Genomic DNA, 19,009 nt, shown 5'->3' with positions numbered 1-19,009 from the left:
CCGCGTTACGACATGCCGGGCCGCCTGGATATTCCGTACAGGCGTAGCGCGGCCGGGGCGGTGGCGGGCACCGCGGGAGCGCGCGGCGCGACGGGCTCCAGCCGCGTGTACGGCGCGCCCAAAGGCGGCCTGGCGTCCGGCTCACCGGCGTTCGGCCAGAGCGCGATCGCCCGCTCGGCCTGGGCGGTGATGGTCAGCGACGGGTTGACGCCCGGGTTGGCGGAGATCGCGGAGCCGTCGATCACGTGCAGCCCCTCGTGGCCGTACAGGCGGTGGTAGGCGTCGATCACACCGTGCTCGGCAGAGGCGCCGATCGCGCAGCCGCCCAGGAAGTGCGCGGTGGCCGGGATGTCGAACAGGTCCAGCCAGGAGCCGCCGGGCAGGCCGCCGATCTCCTCGGCCGCGTGGCGTACCGCGTCGTGGCCCGCGGGGATCCACGTGGGGTTCGGCTCGCCGTGTCCCGGCGCGGCGCGCAGCCCCCAGCGGGTGCGGGTCACCGAGATCGAGTTGTCCTTGGCCTGCATGACCAGGGCGATGAGGCTCCGCTCCGACCAGCGCCGCAGGTTGAGCAGGCGCAGCGCCTTGAGCGGCTGCGCGGCCAGCTCACGGCCGAAGACCCGCCACCGGTTCTGGCCGCCGTCCACGAGCAGCGTGCGCAGCAGCGCCATGGCGTTGGAACCGTTGCCGTAGCGCACCGGCTCGATGTGCGTCTCGGCGTCGGGGTGGATCGAGGAGGTGATGGCCACGCCGCCGTTGAGCTTCTCGCCGTGCGCGGCCAGGCGTTCGAAGCCGAGCAGCGCCTCGGAGTTCGTCCTGGTCAGCACACCGAGCCGGGCGGAGATCCGGGGCAGCGCGCCGTTGTCGCGCAGCTTGTGAAGCAACCGCTGGGTGCCATAGGTACCGGCTGCGAAGATCACCTGCCGGGCGGTGAAGGTACGGCGGAGCCGTACGGAACCCGTCTTGCGGACCTCCACCACGTAACCGCCGGAGGGGCGCGGACGGACGGAGGTGACCGTGCACTCCGGGTAGACCCGGGCCCCGGCCTTCTCGGCGAGGTGGAGGTAGTTCTCGGTGAGCATGTTCTTGGCGCCGTGGCGGCAGCCGGTCATGCACTCGCCGCACTCCACGCAGCCGTTGCGCGCGGGGCCGGCGCCGCCGAAATAGGGGTCGACGCCGTCCTCGCCGAAGTAGACGCCGACGGGGGCGAGATGGAAGGTGTCGGCCACGCCCATCCGGGCGGCGACCTTCTTCATGATCTCGTCGGCGCGGGTCGTGGTCGGGTTGACGACGACGCCGAGCATCCGCTTGGCCTGGTCGTAGTGGGGCGCGAGCTCGGCCTTCCAGTCGGTGATGCCGGCCCACTGCGCGTCGGCGAAGAAAGGGCCGAGCGGCTCGTAGAGGGTGTTGGCGTAGACCAGCGAACCGCCGCCCACCCCCGCCCCGGCCAGCACCATCACGCGGTTGCCCCGGTCGCCGCCGAGTAGGTGGATGCGCTGGATGCCCTTGAGCCCGAGCCACGGCGCCCACAGGAAGTCGCGTACCCGCCAGGAGGTCTTGGGCAGCGTGGCGGCGGTGAAGCGGCGGCCCGCCTCCAGCACGCCGACCGTGTAGCCCTTCTCGGTGAGCCGCAGCGCCGAGACGCTGCCGCCGAAGCCGGAGCCGATGACCAGGACGTCGAAGTCGCTCATTTGAGCCGCAGCCTCCGCATGGTCTTGAGCGCGGTGGCCATGATCTCGGCCCAGGTGTCGTTGCCGAGGCCGAAGGGCGCCTCGAAGCCCAGCAGCGTGCTCTGGGAGGCCACGGTCTGCGCCTCGGTGTAGCGCAGCAGGCCCTCGGCGCCGTGCCTGCGGCCGAGGCCGGAGGTCTTCATGCCGCCCATGGGCGCGTCGTAGGAGGCGTACGCGGAGGCGTAGCCCTCGTTGATGTTGACCGTGCCGGCCTTCAGCCGGGCGGCGACCGATCGGCCCCTGGCCAGGTCGCGGGTCCAGACGGAGGCGTTGAGCCCGTAGACGGTGTCGTTGGCCAGGGCCACGGCGTGCTCGTCACTCGTGAACGGGTAGAGGGCGACGACGGGGCCGAAGGTCTCGTTGGCGCACAGCTCCATCTTCTCGCTGACGCCGGTGAGGATGGTCGGCTCGTAGAAGAACGGGCCCAGGTCGGGACGGGCCCTGCCGCCGGCAAGGAGGGTCGCGCCCTTGACGATCGCGTCGTCCACGTGCGCGCTGACCGTGTCGAGCTGGCGGCGGGAGGTGAGCGAGCCCATTTGGACCGACCAGTCGAAGCCGGCGCCGAGCTTGAGGTTCTTGGTCTGCTTGGCGAAGCGCCCGGCGAAGTCGTCGAAGCGCGACTCGTGCACGTAGAGGCGTTCGATCGACAGGCAGAGCTGGCCCGCGTTGGTGAAGCAGGCGCGGACCGCGCCGTGCGCGGCCACGTCGAGGTCGGCGTCGTCGAGCACGATCATGGGGTTCTTGCCGCCGAGCTCCAGCGAGCAGCCGATGAGCCGCTTGGCCGCCTCCTCGGCGATCTTGCGGCCACCGCGGGTGGAGCCGGTGAACGCCACGTAGTCGGCGCCGTCGAGCAACGCGTCGCCGATGTCGGCCGGCTCGCCGAGCACGATCTGCCAGATCTCGCGCGGCATGCCGAGCTCGGCCAGCAGGTCGACGGTCCACAGCGTGGACAGCGCGGTCTGGGTGTCGGGCTTGTGGACGAGCGCGTTGCCGGCCAGCAGCGCCGGGACGGCGTCGGTCACGCCCAGCGAGAGCGGGTAGTTCCACGGGGTGATCAGGGCGACGACGCCCTTGGGCTGGCGCAGCTCGGTGACCTGGGTGGCCACGGGGAAGATGCCCTTGCGGCTCTTGGGCGCCAGCAGGCGGGCGGCGCGGCGGGCGTAGTGCAGCGCGCAGCCGGCCACGTCGAGGACCTCCTCGAACGCGTGCTTCCTGGCCTTGCCCGTCTCGTTCTGGACGATGTCGAGGATCTCGTCGCGGCGGTTGAGTATCTCGTCGTGCAGGCGCAGGAACGGGCGGGCGCGCTCGGCGACCGGCAGCGCGGCCCACGCCGTCTGCGCCTGCCTCGCCTTCTCGTAGGCGGCGCGTACGTGGTCGCCGTCGGAGATGGGAAGTTCGGCGATCTGCTCGCCGGTGAAAGGGGCGGTGATCTGCCGGGTCACATGCATGACCGAATGATATTCCGGATAGCTACTGGCCGGTAGTTTTGTCGTCCATCCCCATATGAGGCCAGAATTCGAATCATGCCGTCTTTCTCGCCGCTCAGACCAGGGGACCCAGAAGGGTTGGGACCGTACCGGTTGCTGGGCCGGTTGGGCGAGGGCGGGCAGGGTGTCGTCTACCTCGCCAACGACCCGGCCGGCACGCACGTGGCCGTCAAGTGGTTACGCTCCGAGCTGGCCGGCGACTCCGTCAGCATCGAGCGGTTCATGCGCGAGGTGCAGGTCGCCGAGCAGGTCGCCCCCTTCTGCACCGCCACGGTCCTGGCCAAGGGCGTCGAGAACGAGCGGCCCTACATCGTCAGCGAGTTCATCGACGGGCCGTCGCTGCACCGGATCGTCCAGGAGCAGGGACCGCGCGCCGGGTCGGCGCTGCACCGCCTGGCCATCGGCACCGCCACCGCGCTTGCCGCCATCCACCAGGCCGGGATCGTCCACCGCGACTTCAAACCGGCCAACGTCATCATCGGCTCGGACGGGCCGCGGGTGATCGACTTCGGCATCGCCCGCGCGTTGAACGCCACCTCGACCCTGACCAGCATGGCGGTGGGGACGCCGTCGTACATGCCGCCCGAGCAGTTCATGGGGCAGCCCGTCGGGCCTTCCGCCGACCTGTTCGCGTGGGGCGCGACGATGGTCTACGCCGCCACGGGCCGGCCGCCGTTCGGCAACGACACGATGCCTGCGGTCATCAACCGGGTGCTCAACCAGCCGCCCGACCTCGGGGCGCTGGACGGGGCACTGCGTGAGGTGGTGGGCGCCTGCCTGCAGAAGGACCCCGCGCTGCGGCCCACCGCCGAGCAGGTCATGATGCGGCTGCTGCAACATCCGGTGCCGTCGGCCGGTGGCATGCTGGCGCAGGGCGCGGCGGCGGCCACCATCCACCCCCAGCAGCCGCCCTACCCGACGGGTCCAGGAAGCCAGGGTCACGGCAGCCAGGGTTCCGGAAGCCAGGGGCCTTTCGCCACCGGGCCGGGAAGTCCCGGACAGAGCTGGGCGGCGCCGAGCCAGTCGGCGCCGGGCCAGGCCGCCCAGAACATGGGCGCCCCGAGCATGGGCGGGCCGGGCATGGGCTCCCCGGGCATGGGCGCCCCGGGCATGGGCGGGCCGCCGCACTGGGGGGCGGCGCCGACCAACGAGTCCAGGCGGAAGCGGCGGGCGCCGCTGCTCATCGGGATCTCCATCGGCGTGGCGCTCCTGCTTCTGGGGGGCGTGGCGCTGGCCGTACCGTGGAGTCAGGGCGGGACGACCGCGTCCTCGCCGTCACCGACGCCGAGCGCCAAGAAGCGCCCGAGCACCAAGAGCACGCCCCCCGCCGAGATCAAGCGGGCGAAGCTGCCCGGCGCCAGCCTCTACCTGTACGAGAGCACCACCGACCCGATCACGCTGACCTCCTACGAGATCTACGACAAGGGCGCGAAGAACTGGGTCGACTACGCCAGGGACGGCCTCGACGGCAGATTCCAGAAGTACGGCGACAACGAGGAGACCCTGCTGTCGCCCGACGGCACGATGATGGCCAGCCGGGGCCAGAACTACACCTCCGACGGCTACGACTACATCGTGATCACCGACCGGGCCGGCGGTGGCAGGACCACGGTCAAGACCGTGCGCCGCCCCGAGATCAGCAGCATCGCGAGCTGGTCGAAGGACAGCAAGCGGATCCTGCTCAACCTTGAGAAGAAGATCGGCGGCGACTGGATCTACCTCGGCTTCGCGATCGTCGACGTGGCGAGCGGCAAGGCCCGCATGAGCAAGGTCAGCGACGCGCAGGTCCGCGAGTCCGGCTACGGATGGGACGCCCAGGAGAAGGGCGTGATCGCCGTCTACGGCAAGGACGCCGGGCTGCGCCTCTTCGGCCCTTCGGGCAAGGCCGTGCGCGACTTCGCCGGGGTGGGCGAGCTGCCCTCGGGCACGCAGGACGTCTTCTCCCCCGACGGCGGCACGTTCGTCACCAACTGCCCGGGCGGCGACGACGGTGACCACTGCCTGTGGAACGCGGACACCGGCAAGCAGGTACGCAGGTTCACCTCCGCCTGCGACAAGGTGCTCGGCTGGTACGACAACACGAACCTGTTCTGCTGGGAGCAGGACGACGCGCCGCGCGACGAGATCCAGGTGGTCGGCTTCGACGGCAAACTCAGCCGCAAGCTGCTGGACGTCTCCGACGACGTGGAGTTCAGCCCGAGTTTCACCATCAATCCGACACGAGGCTCCTGAACCGCTTCGCCCGGTCATCCGTCATGGAGGACATGAAGACGCTGATCCGCACGGCACTGACCGTCGCCGCCCTGGCGACGGCCACCGCCGCCTGCACCTCCACCGCCCAGACGCCGGAGCCGGCGCCGCTGGACCTGAGCAAGGACGTGCGCCTGGTCGCCTACTCCAGCTGCGACGACATGCTCGCCGGGCTGCGCCAGAAGGCGGCGGAGAACGTCGGCCCGTGGGGGTTCGGCCCGGGGATCCAGCCGTTCGGCGCGCGCGAGATGGTGCAGTCGGACACCGCCATGACGGCGAAGGCCACGCCCGAGCACTCCACGACGAACGTGCACGAGGCCGGCGTGGACGAGCCCGACCTGGTCAAGACCGACGGCAACCGCGTCTTCACGGTCACGAACGGCAAGCTGCGCGTGATCGACACCGCGACCAAGAAGGTGACCGCCGAGCTCGAACTGGTCAAGCAGGACCAGCCGGGCGGCTTCATGAGCGGCGACCTGCTCATCTCCGGCGACCGCGTGCTGGTGATCTACCGCGGCGGCATGGCGATGCTGGAAAAGAGCTTCGCCCCCCAGATGCAGACCGCGTACATCCTGGTCGACCTGTCCGGCAAGCCCAAGGTGCTCAGCACCGTACGCCCCCAGGGTGAGCACGTGGACGCCCGCATGGTCGGCTCGACGGTCCGCATCGTGACCCGCAGCCAGCCGGACATCAAGTTCCCGCAGCCGAAGGACCGCATCGGCGAGGAACAGCTCAAGAAGATCAACCAAGAGGTCGTACGGCAGGCCCCCGTCGAAGCCTGGCTGCCCAAGATCGAGATCACCGACGAGAACGGCACGGTCAAGAAGGACTCGGTGGCCTGCGAGCGGGTCAGCCACCCGGCCGACTACACCGGCACCTCGCTGCTGACCGTGCACAGCCTCGACCTGGCCCAGGGCGTGACGGCCGCCGGGACCGACCCGATCAGCCTGGCCGCCGACGGCGACACCGTCTACGGCACCGGCCAGTCGCTGTACGTGGCGAGCAACCCGCGCTGGTGGTGGCCGAGCGGGCCGGTGATGCTGGAGGACACCCCGGTCGAGCCGCCACCCACCCCGGCCGCCTCCCCGGGCACCGCCTCCACCACCCCGGACACCGCCTCGACCGCCCAGGCGCCCGCCGAGGAGCCCTCCCCGACCGAGCCCACCCCCACGACCACGCCCACCCCGACCGCCATCGCCACTCCCAGCGCCACCCCGAGCGACGCGCCGCCAGTAGACCCCACCGAGCCGGCCCGGCCCACCCCGGTGATCCCGCCCGAGGAGACCGAGCTCCACCGCTTCGACGTCGGCCAGGCCGGCGCGCCGAGGTACGTATCCTCCGGCAAGGTGCCCGGCCGCCTGCTGAACCAGTACTCGCTGTCGGAGTTCGAGGGCAACCTGCGCGTGGCCACCACGCAGTCCGACCAGAAGACCAGCTCCAGCAGCGTCTACGTGCTCAAGGCCGACACCCTGGCCAAGGTCGGCGAGGTCGGCGGCCTGGGCAAGGGCGAGCGCATCTACTCGGTGCGCTTCATCGGCCCGGTCGGCTACGTGGTCACCTTCCGCCAGGTCGACCCGCTCTACACCCTGGACCTGCGCGACCCGGCCGCCCCGCGCGTGACCGGCGAGCTGAAGATCACCGGCTACTCCGCCTACCTGCACCCGGCGGGCGACGGCCGGCTCATCGGCGTCGGCCAGGAGGCCAGCGACAAGGGCCGCACGCTGGGCACCCAGTTGTCGTTGTTCGACGTCAGCGACCCGGCGAGCCCGCGCCGCCTGTCGCAGATGTTCCAGAAGGACTCCGGCTCCGAGGCCGAGTGGGACCCGCACGCCTTCCTGTACTGGCCGAAGACCGGCCTGACGGTGATCCCGCTGTCCGGCTACAAGGACAACACCACCGGCGCCATGGTGATGAAGGTGGACCAGAGCGGCGTCAGCAAGCTCGGCATGGTCAAGCACCCGAAGCAGACGCAGAAGGAGTACTCCTACCAGCCCGGCATCCAGCGGGCGATGGTGATCGGCGACGAGCTCTGGACCGTCTCCTACGAAGGCGTCCAGGTCAACGACGCCGCCACGCTCGCCGAGAAGGCGTGGATCCCGGTGACGTAAACGGATCTGGACAGTCCCCAACTAATGGTGAAAAATCCACTGACACCGTGATGTTGGGGGTGCGGATGCCTTTCGTGGGACGAGAGCGAGAACTCGACCAGGTGTCGGCCGTTCTCGCCCGCCCACCCGCGGTCGTCCTGATCGACGGCGAGGCGGGCGTGGGCAAGACGCGCCTGCTCCACGAACTGTCCAGCCCCCTGCTGGTCGGCAACTGCCACCCCATGCGCTTCCCGTTCGGCCCGATCGTGGAAGCCCTGCGCGACGCCGAACTCCCGCCCGGCCTCAACCCGGTCACCGGGGCGTTACGCCCCCTGTTACCGGAGTTCTCCCACCTCCTGCCGCTCGACCCGCCTCCTGTCCAGGACCCGCAGGTCGAGCGGCATCGTTTGTTCCGGGCCGTGCTGTCGCTGATCGAGGCGCTCCAGCCGATCACGCTGGTCGTCGAGGACGTGCACTGGATCGATCCCGACAGCCGCGAACTGCTGGCCTTCCTCACCCGCTGCCTGCCCGCCGAGGCCAACCTCCTGCTGACCTTCCGCCCGGAGGACGCCACCTTCCCCGTCGCCGCGTTCCGCTCGCACCTGCCGCCGCACATCCGGCACTCCCAGCTGTCCCTCGCGCCGCTGGACGCCGAGGAGACCGCGCTGCTGGCCAAGCATCTGCTGCCCGACCCGCCGGATCTGTGGCCGCTGACGCTCGGGGTGCCGTTCGCGATCGAGGAACTGGCCCGCATGCTGGCCGAAGGCCGGAGCTCCGGGACACCGCCGGCGTTGCGCGACGCCGTACTGCTGAAGATCGAGGCGCTGCCGGTCGCGGCGCGGCGCATCGTGCAGGCGGCCGCGGTGCTCGACGAGCCGGCGAGCGAGCGGTCGCTCGCCGCCATCGCCGGCCTCCCGCCCGAGCAGAGCGAGCGCGGCCTCGCCGAGGCGGTACGGCGCGGCCTGCTCCACCAGCCCGCCCCCGGCCGGTACGGCCTGCGCCAGCCCCTGACCAGACAGGCGGTCTACGACTCGATCACGCCCGGCATCCGGCGCAGGCTGCACCGCAGGGTGGAGGCGCCGGCCGAGGCGAAGGGCGCCGTGTCGCCGCGCGAGGAGCAGGTGATCGGCCTGGCCGCCCAGGGGCTGACCAACCGGGAGATCGCCGAGAGCCTCTTCCTGTCGCCCAGGACCGTCGAGGTGCACGTGGCCAACGCGCTGCGCAAACTCGGCCTGACCTCGCGCAGGCAACTGCCGGGAAGCAGCGGCTAGCCCCGCCGCACGGCGTGCGGCGGGGCCAGGGTCATGCTGTTTCCTAGTGCGTGAACGCCTGCAGTTCGGCGGCCCTGATCTGGCCGGCCAGCGGGCTGGCGGTGGTGCAGTCGGTGGCGGAGTTGGGGTCCTGGTCCTGCTCACCGGCGTAGACCGGGTTGCCGGTGCACTGGCTGGACACCGTACGCAGGATGAGGTGGGTGGCCTTCGACGACCGCACCCGGAACGACTCGATCAGCAGGTCGGCGCCGCGCGGGCGGGGCCTGGCCGTCTGGAACGCGTCGGACGGGCTGGTGTAGACCTTGCGGAAGCTCGCCGGGTTGGCGCAGTCGGCCCCGGTGGAGGCGTCGCACGCCAGGATCTCGAACGAGCGCAGCGCCGAGAAGCGGTTCTGCGTGCCCGGGTCGGCCGGGTCGCCGATGTTCGGCCGGAGCATGGCGCTGACCTGGACCCGGCCCACGCGCACCGGCTCGGTCCCGGCCAGGTCGACGATGACGTTCTTGCCGGCCACGGGGCCGGTCAGCGAGGCCCAGTTCGTGGCCTCCGTCTCGTCGATGAGCTTGGCCTGGTTGACGCCGTCGCCGGAAGCCGTCGCGCCCGCCGCGGCGGAGGCGTGGTTACGGCTGAGCGGCAACGGCAGCGGCAGCTTCAGACCGGGCAGTACCGGCAGCGAGAAGCGCTTGTGGCCGAAGCCCGGCGCGACCGCCACGAAGTCGTACTTGCCGGGCACGATCTGGAAGGTCTCGTCGATCGCGGTGGCCGGGTCGGTGTCGGCCACCGGCACCACGCGGCCCTCGTAGTCGCCCACGTACAGGCGGACCGCCGCGTCCTTCGCCTCGCCGACCGGCTTCAGCGTGAACGTGGCGTTCTTGGCGTGCGGGGAGACGAAGCTGGGCACCGGGTCGGGGTCGGCGGTGCCGTTGCTGGTGGCGCCGTCACCGAGGCCGTGCTCGGCGAAGGCGTTCCACATGATGTCCTGGTTCTTGCCGTCGAAGCGCAGCCGGTCGGCGGCCAGCATCGCGTCGCGCATGTCGACGTAGCTGAGCGTGCCGACGGCCGTGAGCAGGAACGCGTCGAAGTGGAGCTGGATCCAGCGGCGGTTGCCCGGGCACTTGTCGATGGCCCTGCGGCCTTCGGCGCAGTCGCGCTGGACGCGGGTGGAGGCGTCGCCGTACCTCTTGAGGAAGGCCTTGCGGACGTCGAACTGGGTCGAGGACCAGATCTCGCCGTCGGCGTGAACCTGCTGGCCGACCAGGTCGTAGGCGATGTTGCTGTAGTTCAGGTCCGACTTGGACATGTCGTAGTTGCGGATGCCGCGCTCGGCGTCGCCGGTGGCGTAACCGCCGGTGACGTACGGGGTGTTGCCGCGCGGGCGGAAGCCGTTCTCGTAGAGGTACTCCATCGCGAACAGGTCGGACATGCTCTCGCCCATCGCACCCGCCTGCGCGCCGCTGAGGCCGGCGTTGGGGCCGGCGACCATGCGGTTGGAGATGGCGTGCGTGTACTCGTGCCCGATGACCGACATGTCGTAGTCACCGTCGACACACGGCGAGTAGAAGGAGCCGGCGATCGGCTGCCACATGTACATGTTCGTGATCGGCGCGACCCCGTCGGGACCGGTGATCTGGTTGGCGTTGTCGCGCACGCTCAGGACCTTCGCGCCCGCCTGGGCGTTGCCCTGCTCGGGGTCGCCGCCGAGGCCGCCGCGGTCGCCGTTGCTGACCTGCATGTTCCACGCGGTCTCGGTGAAGCCGAGCCGGTAGGACCAGTCGTGCATGCGGTTGTGCATCGCGCCCAGGTTCGAGATCGCCGCCTCGAGGTCGGCCTCGCCCGGCTGGTCGAGCACGGCCGGGTTGCACGACGCCTTGTACCAGGCGTTCGTCCACGGGTAGACGTACTTGCGGCTCGGCGTCAGGACGTTGCTGCGGGTGCCGACCGTGAACGGGTCGCCGCTGGCGCGGTTCTCGAACGTGCGGGCCGCGTTGCCGAGGCTGGTGTTCGTGGGCGTGTCCGTCGCGTGGTCCACGTCCCACGCCTTGCCGGTGGCCGGGTCGCCGCCGACCACGAGGGCGCAGCCGGGACCGGGGGTGGCGCACCAGCGCTGGCGGTTGTCGGTCGAGGAGTAGTCGGACGGCGGGTTGGCCGGGAACACCGACCACTCCGGGTCGAACTGGTCGGCCAGGTTCTCGCGCAGCAGGATCGTGCCGCTGACGGCGTCGACGTGGGTCGTGTACCCGACGTCCTTGCCGATGAGCACGACCTGGAACGCCCTGTGCACGTTCTCGCCCGCGGGCACCGCCACCGCGGTGACCTGCTTGGTCGTCGCCGAGGCCAGGTCGATCTCGGCGTCCTGGGCGGCGATCTCCAGCGCCCGCTGCTCGGTGATCGCGGCCGCGGGAGGCACGGCCGTGGAGCGTGACAGCGAGGAGGAGGCGTAGACGGCCTTGCCGCCCTGGACGCCGACCACGACCATCCCGTCCGCTCCTGCGGGCAGGTCGCCGAACTTCTGCCGCAGCATGACGGCGAAGCCGGAGCCGATGGGGTTGATCGCCACCTTCTCCAGCGAGCCGAGAGCCTCGCCGAAGAGCTGCGGGTTGGCCGCCAGATAGGCGCGGGCCGCCTGCTCCGGATCGGACGAGAGCCCCTCGGCCAGCGGCGTGTCGGCCGTGACCACGGAGGCGGTGCCAAGAGCGTTCCAGCGGACGGTCTCCTTGCCGCTTCTCCTGGCCTGTGCGGGCGGGCTGACCTCGCCCTTCCTGTTGTCGATGTCCGGCTTGCCGTGGTCGTCGCCGTGTACGGCGGGCGTCGCCGGCGGGGCCTGCTGGGCCTGTTCACCGGAGGCGACGCCCGCGCCGGATAAGGCAAGGGCGCCGGCGAGTAAGGCGAGTACCGGGATGCGTCGTCGCATGAAGGTCCTCCTGATCGGGATCAACAGCCAACATCGATCACGATCAGGGGCGACGCCTATACGTAGGACCTACGTAATGCGAATACTTACTCACCCACCACGCCGTCGGCCAGCTCCCGAACGACGTCCAGATGCCCCGCGTGGCGCGCGTACTCCTGCAGCACGTGGAAAAGAATCCAGCTCAGCGCCGGAGGCGGCGCGCCCTCCCGGAACCGGGGTCCGGGCGGCGCCTGCCGTACCAGGTCGGCGGACGATACGGCGCGCCGGGTGTGCTCGCCCTGTTCGAGGAGGAAGGCGCGCAGGCTCTCCAGGGTGTCCTCCGGCGCCAGCGCCCAGCGGCCGTCCTCGTGGTCGCCCCACGGGTCCTCGACCGGCTCGCCGCAGAAGCCCCACCGGATCCAGCGCCGCTCCATGTACGCCAGATGCTTGACCATCTCCAGCGGCGACCACCCAGAAGGCAGGCGGCTGCCGCGCAGCTCCTCCTGGGGCAGGCCGTCGAGCTTGCGCAGCACCACCTCGCGGTACCAGTCGAGGTAGCCCAGGAAGAGCTCGCGCGGGTCGGACAGCCGCTGGGACGGTTCGCTCATGACCGCTCCGGGACCGGGACGATCTCCGGCGCGCCCAGCCGGATGGCGTCGGCCGCCTGGTCGGAGTCCTGCTCCTGCGACAGGCGCTCGGCCTCGACCCGCTTGGTGTAGTACTCCACCTCGCGCTTGACCTGCTCGTCGTCCCAGCCGAGCGGCCCGGCGAGCAGTTCTGCCGCCTCGTGCGCGACGGCCAGGCCGCGGTGGAAGGTCTCGATCGAGATGTGGGTACGCCTGGTCAGCACGTCGTTGAGATGCCTGGCGCCCTCGTGGGTGGCGGCGTAGACGATCTCGGCGCGCAGGTAGTCGTCGGCGCCGTTGAGCGGGCCGCCCAGCGACGGGTCGGCTTCGATCAGGGCCAGGACCTCGTGGATGAGCGAGCCGTACCGCTGGAGCAGGTGCTCGATCCTGGCCACGTGCAGGCCGGACTCGGCGGCCAGGCGCTGGCGGCCGTTCCAGAGCGCCTGGTAGCCCTCGGCGCCCACGAGCGGGATGCGGTCGGTGCACGAGCGCGGCACCCGCTGGTCGAGGCCGTGCGCCACGGCGTCGACGGCGTCCTTGGCCATCACCCGGTAGGTCGTGTACTTGCCCCCGGCGATCATCACCAGTCCCGGCACCGGGTGGGCGACGACGTGCTCGCGCGACAGTTTGGAGGTCTCCTCCGACTCGCCCGACAGCAGCGGGCGCAGCCCCGCGTAGACGCCCTCCACGTCGTCGCGCGTCAGCGGCACCGACAGCACCGCGTTGACGTGGTCGAGCAGGTAGTCGATGTCCACGCGGGAGGCGGCCGGGTGCGCCTTGTCGAGCGTCCACTCGGTGTCGGTGGTGCCGATGATCCAGTGGCGGCCCCACGGGATGACGAAGAGCACCGACTTCTCCGTGCGCAGGATGATGCCGGTGCGCGAGTGGATGCGGTCCCTGGGGACGACCAGGTGGATGCCCTTGGAGGCGCGTACGTGGATCTGGCCGCGTCCGCCGACGAGTTCCTGGATGTCGTCGGTCCAGACGCCGGTGGCGTTGACCACCTGCTGGGCGCGTACGTCCAGCTCGGCCCCGCTCTCCAGGTCGCGTACCCGGACCCCGGTGACGCGCTCGCCCTCCCGCAGGAAGCCGACCACCTGGGCGCGCTGGGCCACGTGCGCGCCGTAGGAGGCGGCCGTGCGCAGCAGCGTCATCACGTAGCGCGCGTCGTCGACCTGCGCGTCCCAGTACTGCACGGCGCCGGTGAACGAGGACTTCTTCAGCGCCGGCGCCAGGCGCAGCGCGCGGCTGCGCGACAGGTGCCGGTGGCCCGGTACGCCCCTGTTCTGGCCGGAGGCGAGGCCGAGCGTGTCGTACAGGGCCACGCCGGCGCCCACGTAGGGCCGTTCCCACCCGAAGTGCGTCATCGGGAACAGGAACGGCACCGGCCGTACCAGGTGCGGCGCGATCCGCTGCAGCAACAGCGCCCGCTCCTGCAGTGCCTCGCGGACCAGTTCGAAGTTGAGCTGCTCCAGGTAGCGCAGGCCGCCGTGGATCAGCTTCGACGAGCGCGAGGAGGTGCCGGACGCGAAGTCCCTGGCCTCCACCACGCCGACCCGCAGCCCGCGTGTGATCGCGTCGAGCGCCACGCCGGCGCCCACGACCCCGCCGCCGACCACGACGAGATCGAGCTCGCGCTCCCCCATGGCCGCAAGCGCCGCCGTCCGGTCATCCGGCCCGAGTGCGCCCTTACCCGACATCTGTCCCCCTGCCGCTCGTCCTCGCCGTCGGCTGTCCCTCCCCGACCCTATTCCCCCTTTTCGACATTCCCTCCTTCTCCGTGCTGTACGGCGCCGCCTCGTTCGTGACCTGGTTCCTCCAGGCTTGTCGGCCATGACCGCCACCACCTTCACCGCCGACGACGGAACCACCCTGGCCCGCCACGAGCTCGGCCGCGGCGAGCCGCTGGTCTGCCTGCCGGGCGGGCCCATGTCCGCCTCCGGCTATCTCGGCGACCTGGGCGGACTGTCGGAGGAGCGGCGCCTGGTCATGCTCGATCTGCGCGGCACCGGCGGCTCCGCAGTACCGGAGGACACCTCCACCTACCGTTGTGACCGGCTCGTCCCCGACGTGGAGGCCCTGCGCCGCGACCTCGGCCTGGAGCGGCTCGACCTGCTCGCGCACTCCGCCGGCGCCAACCTCGCGGTCCTCTACACCGCCCGCCACCCCGAGCGCGTCCGATCGCTGACGCTGGTCACGCCCAGCGTGTACGCGGTCGGATTGATGCCGTCGGGGGCGCGGCGGCGCGAGTTCGCCATGCTCAGGAGGGACGAGCCCTGGTTCGCCGGCGCCTATGCCGCGCTGGTGAACATCACCGAAGGCCGCGGCGGGCCCGGCGACTGGCCGGCCATCGCGCCGTTCTCCTGGGGACGCTGGGACGAGGCCGCCCGTGCCCGCGTCGCCGCCGAGGACGCGCTGCGCAACGACGAGGCCGCGCGCGTCTACGGCCAGGACGCCTTCGACCCGCCGTCCACGCGGGCCGCCCTGGGCGACTTCGAGGGGCCGGTGCGCCTATTGGCCGGTGAGTACGACATGGGAGCCATGCCCGAGGTCGTGCGGGAGCTGGCCAGGTTGTTCCCGCGCGGGGTCATGGCCGTCCAGCCAGGCGCCGGGCATTTCCCCTGGCTGGACGACCCTCAGGAGTTCCTCCGGTTCATGCGGGAGTCGTGAGCACCCTCAGCAGGTGCGTCACCTCGCGGGCCACCGCCTCGCGGCCGGCCTTGAGGTACTTGCGGGAGTCGACCACCTTCTCGTCGCCGGCCAGGTAGTCGCGGACCGCGCCGGTGAACGCCTTGTTGAGGTGCGTGGCTATGTTGATCTTCTTCATGCCCTGCCGTACCGCCGCGCTCAGGGTCTCGTCGGGCACGCCCGACGAGCCGTGCAGCACCAGCGGGACCGGCACCGCCGCGCGCAGCTCGGCGATCAGGCCCAGGTCGAGGACGGCGTCCTTCGTGGTCATGGCGTGCGAGCTGCCGACCGCGACGGCCAGGGCGTCCACGCCGGTACGGGCCACGTAGTCGACCGCCTCGTGCGGCTTGGTGCGCGCGCCGGGCGCGTGCACGCCGTCCTTGCCACCGACCTCGCCGAGCTCGGCCTCCACCCAGACACCCCGCTCATGGCAGTACGCCGCCACCTCGGCCGTGACCCGCACGTTCTCCTCGTCGGGCAGCGCCGAGGCGTCGAACATCACCGACCCGATCCCCAGCTCCACCGCCTCCTCCACCAGGTCACGCCGCGTGGCATGGTCCAGGTGAACGGCCACCGGCACCTTGGCCAGCTCGGCCACGGCCAGCGAGGCGCGGGCGATGGGCGCGAGGGCGCCGTGGTAGCGGACGCAGTTCTCGCTGATCTGCAGGACCACCGGCAGGCCCAGGGCCTCGGCGCCGGCCACGATGGCGGTGGCGTGCTCCAGCTGGATCACGTTGAACGCGCCGACGCCGGCGGGGGAGCTGGCGATGATGTCGCCGATTCCGGCGAGGGGCATGACGGGCTCCTTCAGATCGGGATGTCCCGGCAGGAACCGGGGCCGTTTGCTGGGTCGTGCGGGGCGGGTGTGGGTTAGGAAATGTCGATTTTTGGGTGGATGTCGGTGTAGACGTTGTGGTCGAAGTCGCCTGCTACCGGGGCGGCGACCGCGGCGGCGCCGAGGGCAGCGGCTCGGCGCAGTCGTTCCGGCCAGGCGGCCGCCTCGACCAAACCCAGTGCCAGCCCGGCCACGAGCGCGTCGCCCGCGCCCGTCGGATTCCCCGCCACCGTGTACGGCATGCGGGCCCGGAAGTCCCCCTCCGGCGTGACGGCCAGCAGCCCGTCCTTGCCCATGGAGACGACCACCGACTCGGCGCCACGGGAGCGCAGGGCCTGGGCGCCTTCGGCCGGGGTGCCGCCGGGTACCGCCCTGGCCAGCTCCTCGTGGTTGGGCTTGACGATCGTGGGCCGTCCGGTGGGGGCGTGGCGCAGCGGCTCACCGTCGGCGTCGACGATGGCGGGCACGCCGTGGCGGGCGGCGATCAGAGCCAGCGTGGCATAGAAGTCGGCAGGCACACCTCGGGGCAGACTCCCCGAGATCACGACCGCATCGGCCGCTTTGACCCGCGCTTCATACGACATCACGAAATTTCGCAGCTCGTCGGGTGTCACCTCGGGCCCCGGCTCGTTGAACAACGCCGTCCGGCCCGCGGCGGGCACCGCCGTACCCGCAAAACCTCCCGCACCCGACAGACCACCCGCACTCGACGGATCTCCCCCGCCCGACGGATCTTCCGCGGCAGGCGGATAGGCGGGGTGGGCGGAGATGACCAGTGTGGCGCGGGACTCGCCCGCGATCGGCGTGAAGGCGTGCGCGAGCCCGGCGGAGTCCAGGTCGGACAGGACGGCCTGGCCGGTCGGGCCGCCCGCGAGGCCCACCGCCAGCACGTCGTGACCGAGGGCGGCCAGCACGCGGGCCACGTTGACGCCCTTGCCACCCGCCCGCCGGTGAACCGCCGAGACGCGGTTGACGCCGTCCCAGTCCACGGCCCCGACCCGGTAGGTGGTGTCCAGGGCGGCGTTGAGGGTGACAGTGACGATCATCAGGGCTCCGTGATCCAGATTCCGCGCCGCATCACGCCCTCCACCTCAAGGTCGGAGGAGAGCACCACCAGGTCGGCGAACTTGCCCGCGGCGATCGTGCCGAGCCGGTCCGACAGTCCGAGCACGCGCGCCGGGGTCGCCGAGGTCACGCTCACCGCCTCGGGCAACGTGAGCCCGGCCATCCGTACCGCGCGCCGGAAGGCGACGTCCATGGTGAGCGTGCTGCCCGCGATCGTGCCGTCGGTGGCCAGCCGGGCCACGCCACCGGCCACGTTGACGTCCATGTTGCCGAGCTTGTAGACGCCGTCGGACAGGCCGGTGGCCATCATGGCGTCGGTGATGAGCGCGGTACGGCCCGGCCCCGCGACGTCGAAGGCCAGCTTGATCATCGCCGGGTGCACGTGCACCCCGTCGTTGATCAGCTCGACGGTCACCCGCTCGTCCTCCAGCAGCGCGGCGATCGGCCCGGGGGCGCGGTGGCCCAGCGCGGGCATCGCGTTGTACAGGTGGGTGGCGACGCTGCCGCCCGCCTCGATCCCGGCCTGCGTCTGCTCGAACGTCGCGTCGCTGTGCCCGATGGCGGCGATCACGCCGGAGCCGACGGCCTCGCGGATGGTGTCGAGCGCGCCGGGCAGTTCCGCGGCGATGGTGACCATGCGCACATGCCCGCGCCCGGCCTTCACCAGCCCGGCGAACTCCCCCGGCGACGGGTCGCGCAGCGCGGCCGGGTCATGCGCGCCGCAGCGGTCCTTGGAGATGTAGGGACCCTCGAAGTGGATCCCGGCCAGCAGCCCGTCGTCACACAGGTCGGCCAGCGAGGCGGCCGCGGCGGCGAGACCGGCCACAGGCCCGCTGACCAGGCTCGCCACCATCGTGGTGGTGCCGTGCTTCCCGTGCAGGGCGATCGCGTCGCGCGCGGTCTCCTGGTCGCCGGTCGGGAAGGAGCCGCCCGCACCGCCGTGGTTGTGGATGTCCACGAACCCGGGCACGACGTGGCGTCCGCCAAGACTGTGACCGTCACGCGGAGCCGGACCCTGGCCGACGTGCGTGACCCGGCCGTCCTCGATGGTCAGCCACCCGTCGTGAACCCCCTCGGGGCTCACGATGCGGGCGTCGGAGAGAGTGACGGATGCTGTGATGCTCATGAAGAAAGGATCACAGATCGCGTGAGGTGCAGGGGCTCGTCCGGGTTGAGCCCACGGGCGAAGGCGCGCGCGACGGCCACGCGCTGGGCGCGGACGAGTTCGGCCATCGGGTCCAGCTCGGACTCGAAGAACCCGCCGCCGGTGGCCTCGACCTGCTCACGCAGCCCTTCCGGGGCGGCGCCGAGCATCCAGGTGACCCGGCCGGGCCCGGCGATGCTGATCGGGCCGTGGCGGTACTCCATGGCCGGGTACGCCTCGGTCCACGACCGCGACGCCTCGCGCATCTTCAGCGCCGCCTCCTGGGCCAGGCCCACCGACCAGCCGGAACCGAGGAAGCTGAACTGCTCGGCCTCGACCAGTTGATCGGGCAGCGGCGCGGCGACCGCCTCCGCGACGTCGGCGATCGCCTTCGTGAGGTCCTCGCCGAGGCTCGCGCGGAGCATGGCGAGCTGGGTGGTGGCGAAGCGGGTCTGCACGACGGACTTCTCGTCGGCGTAGTCGAGCACGATCACCTGCTCGGCCGCGCTCATGATCGGGGTGTTCGGGTCGGCGGTGATCGCCGTGGTCCTGGTGTCGCCGAGCTTGCCGAGCAGCTCAAGCACCTCGGTGGTGGTGCCGGAGCGGGTGAGGGCGAGCACGCGGTCGTAGCGGCGTCCCGTGGGCGCCTCGGAGGCGGCGAACGCGTCCGTCTCGCCCAGCCCGGCCCGCTCGCGCAGCGTGGCGTAGGCCATCGCGATGAACCAGGAGGTCCCGCAGCCGACGACGGCGACGCGCTCTCCCGGTCGCGGCAGCGCGTCGACGGGAACGTTCTCGACGGCACGGCGCCAGCAGTCGGGCTGAGATGCGATCTCTGCCTCGGTGTGGGTGGTCACCACTTACCTCCCCAGAGTTGATTGTTTCTGCGTTTTTTATACCAGAATGGAGCAGGAAACTGCACTGTTCGCTCTGACCTCCCTGGTT

13 protein-coding genes are annotated in these 19,009 nt (G+C 71.2%); 4 read left to right on the top strand and 9 right to left on the bottom strand.

What is annotated here, in order from left to right; translation table 11 throughout:
* Positions 1-5 precede the first annotated feature (5 nt).
* Positions 6-1,688 carry an FAD-dependent oxidoreductase gene (locus ACFWYW_RS27015; RefSeq protein ID WP_379614389.1) on the bottom strand — a complete coding sequence of 561 codons (1,683 nt, stop codon included), beginning with the start codon at positions 1,686-1,688 and terminating at the stop codon, positions 6-8.
* A complete protein-coding gene (locus ACFWYW_RS27010) occupies positions 1,685-3,175 on the bottom strand; it encodes a succinic semialdehyde dehydrogenase (RefSeq protein ID WP_379614391.1) in 1,491 nt (496 codons plus the stop codon). Before ACFWYW_RS27010 ends, ACFWYW_RS27015 begins: the two co-directional genes overlap by 4 nt.
* A gap of 75 nt (positions 3,176-3,250) precedes the next feature.
* On the opposite strand from ACFWYW_RS27010, the gene ACFWYW_RS27005 reads away from it, so the two are divergent.
* From ACFWYW_RS27005 to ACFWYW_RS26995, 3 genes are all read left to right on the top strand, one after another.
* A complete protein-coding gene (locus tag ACFWYW_RS27005; RefSeq protein WP_379641090.1) occupies positions 3,251-5,446 on the top strand; it encodes a protein kinase in 2,196 nt (731 codons plus the stop codon).
* A 32-nt stretch (positions 5,447-5,478) separates the two neighbouring features.
* Positions 5,479-7,572 (top strand): beta-propeller domain-containing protein, encoded by a 2,094-nt coding sequence (locus ACFWYW_RS27000; protein ID WP_379614395.1) that lies wholly within the window; start codon positions 5,479-5,481, stop codon positions 7,570-7,572.
* A 65-nt stretch (positions 7,573-7,637) separates the two neighbouring features.
* Positions 7,638-8,822, top strand: coding sequence for an AAA family ATPase (locus ACFWYW_RS26995; protein ID WP_379614397.1), 1,185 nt, complete (start codon positions 7,638-7,640; stop codon positions 8,820-8,822).
* A gap of 43 nt (positions 8,823-8,865) precedes the next feature.
* On the opposite strand, the gene ACFWYW_RS26990 is transcribed toward ACFWYW_RS26995, so the two are convergent.
* The 3 genes from ACFWYW_RS26990 to ACFWYW_RS26980 all read right to left on the bottom strand — a co-directional run bounded on the left by ACFWYW_RS26990 (position 8,866) and on the right by ACFWYW_RS26980 (position 14,035).
* Complete coding sequence (locus ACFWYW_RS26990) at positions 8,866-11,730, bottom strand: M36 family metallopeptidase (protein WP_379614399.1); 2,865 nt, start codon at positions 11,728-11,730, stop codon at positions 8,866-8,868.
* Positions 11,731-11,816: 86 nt separating this feature from the next.
* Positions 11,817-12,317, bottom strand: a complete 501-nt coding sequence (locus ACFWYW_RS26985) for a DinB family protein (RefSeq protein ID WP_379614401.1) — start codon at positions 12,315-12,317, stop codon at positions 11,817-11,819.
* Positions 12,314-14,035 carry a glycerol-3-phosphate dehydrogenase/oxidase gene (locus ACFWYW_RS26980; RefSeq protein ID WP_379614403.1) on the bottom strand — a complete coding sequence of 574 codons (1,722 nt, stop codon included), beginning with the start codon at positions 14,033-14,035 and terminating at the stop codon, positions 12,314-12,316. The genes ACFWYW_RS26985 and ACFWYW_RS26980 overlap by 4 nt, the downstream gene beginning before the upstream one ends.
* Before the next feature lie 133 nt (positions 14,036-14,168).
* Here ACFWYW_RS26980 and ACFWYW_RS26975 point away from each other — a divergent pair, with 133 nt between their 5' ends.
* The gene (locus ACFWYW_RS26975) at positions 14,169-15,005 is read left to right on the top strand and encodes an alpha/beta fold hydrolase (protein WP_379614405.1); all 837 of its coding nucleotides are present in this window, start codon (positions 14,169-14,171) and stop codon (positions 15,003-15,005) included.
* On the opposite strand, the gene ACFWYW_RS26970 is transcribed toward ACFWYW_RS26975, so the two are convergent.
* The 4 genes from ACFWYW_RS26970 to ACFWYW_RS26955 all read right to left on the bottom strand — a co-directional run bounded on the left by ACFWYW_RS26970 (position 14,989) and on the right by ACFWYW_RS26955 (position 18,921).
* Positions 14,989-15,819 carry a ketose-bisphosphate aldolase gene (locus ACFWYW_RS26970; RefSeq protein ID WP_379614407.1) on the bottom strand — a complete coding sequence of 277 codons (831 nt, stop codon included), beginning with the start codon at positions 15,817-15,819 and terminating at the stop codon, positions 14,989-14,991. The two genes, ACFWYW_RS26975 and ACFWYW_RS26970, sit on opposite strands and share 17 nt — an antisense overlap.
* Positions 15,820-15,893: 74 nt before the next feature.
* Positions 15,894-16,904 (bottom strand): 1-phosphofructokinase family hexose kinase, encoded by a 1,011-nt coding sequence (locus tag ACFWYW_RS26965; RefSeq protein WP_379614409.1) that lies wholly within the window; start codon positions 16,902-16,904, stop codon positions 15,894-15,896.
* On the bottom strand, positions 16,904-18,049 hold the full coding sequence (nagA, locus tag ACFWYW_RS26960) for an N-acetylglucosamine-6-phosphate deacetylase (RefSeq protein ID WP_379614411.1): 1,146 nt from the start codon (positions 18,047-18,049) through the stop codon (positions 16,904-16,906). The genes ACFWYW_RS26965 and nagA overlap by 1 nt, the downstream gene beginning before the upstream one ends.
* The gene (locus tag ACFWYW_RS26955) at positions 18,046-18,921 is read right to left on the bottom strand and encodes an SIS domain-containing protein (RefSeq protein ID WP_379614413.1); all 876 of its coding nucleotides are present in this window, start codon (positions 18,919-18,921) and stop codon (positions 18,046-18,048) included. Before ACFWYW_RS26955 ends, nagA begins: the two co-directional genes overlap by 4 nt.
* Positions 18,922-19,009 lie beyond the last annotated feature (88 nt).

Source organism: Nonomuraea sp. NPDC059023 (assembly GCF_042740095.1).
In the GTDB taxonomy this organism is placed as follows: Bacteria; Actinomycetota; Actinomycetes; order Streptosporangiales; family Streptosporangiaceae; genus Nonomuraea.
The sequence above is the reverse complement of the archived record's forward strand: the minus strand, read 5'-3'. Positions and strand labels throughout refer to the sequence as shown.

Coding starts and splice junctions, on each gene's coding strand:
- ACFWYW_RS27015 (WP_379614389.1), bottom strand. CDS start 1,688: ATGAGCGACTTCGACGTCCTGGTCATCGGCTCCGGCTTCGGCGGCAGC.
- ACFWYW_RS27000 (WP_379614395.1), top strand. CDS start 5,479: ATGAAGACGCTGATCCGCACGGCACTGACCGTCGCCGCCCTGGCGACG.
- ACFWYW_RS26995 (WP_379614397.1), top strand. CDS start 7,638: ATGCCTTTCGTGGGACGAGAGCGAGAACTCGACCAGGTGTCGGCCGTT.
- ACFWYW_RS26985 (WP_379614401.1), bottom strand. CDS start 12,317: ATGAGCGAACCGTCCCAGCGGCTGTCCGACCCGCGCGAGCTCTTCCTG.
- ACFWYW_RS26990 (WP_379614399.1), bottom strand. CDS start 11,730: ATGCGACGACGCATCCCGGTACTCGCCTTACTCGCCGGCGCCCTTGCC.
- ACFWYW_RS26970 (WP_379614407.1), bottom strand. CDS start 15,819: ATGCCCCTCGCCGGAATCGGCGACATCATCGCCAGCTCCCCCGCCGGC.
- ACFWYW_RS26980 (WP_379614403.1), bottom strand. CDS start 14,035: ATGTCGGGTAAGGGCGCACTCGGGCCGGATGACCGGACGGCGGCGCTT.
- ACFWYW_RS27010 (WP_379614391.1), bottom strand. CDS start 3,175: ATGCATGTGACCCGGCAGATCACCGCCCCTTTCACCGGCGAGCAGATC.
- ACFWYW_RS26965 (WP_379614409.1), bottom strand. CDS start 16,904: ATGATCGTCACTGTCACCCTCAACGCCGCCCTGGACACCACCTACCGG.
- nagA (WP_379614411.1), bottom strand. CDS start 18,049: ATGAGCATCACAGCATCCGTCACTCTCTCCGACGCCCGCATCGTGAGC.
- ACFWYW_RS27005 (WP_379641090.1), top strand. CDS start 3,251: ATGCCGTCTTTCTCGCCGCTCAGACCAGGGGACCCAGAAGGGTTGGGA.
- ACFWYW_RS26975 (WP_379614405.1), top strand. CDS start 14,169: ATGACCGCCACCACCTTCACCGCCGACGACGGAACCACCCTGGCCCGC.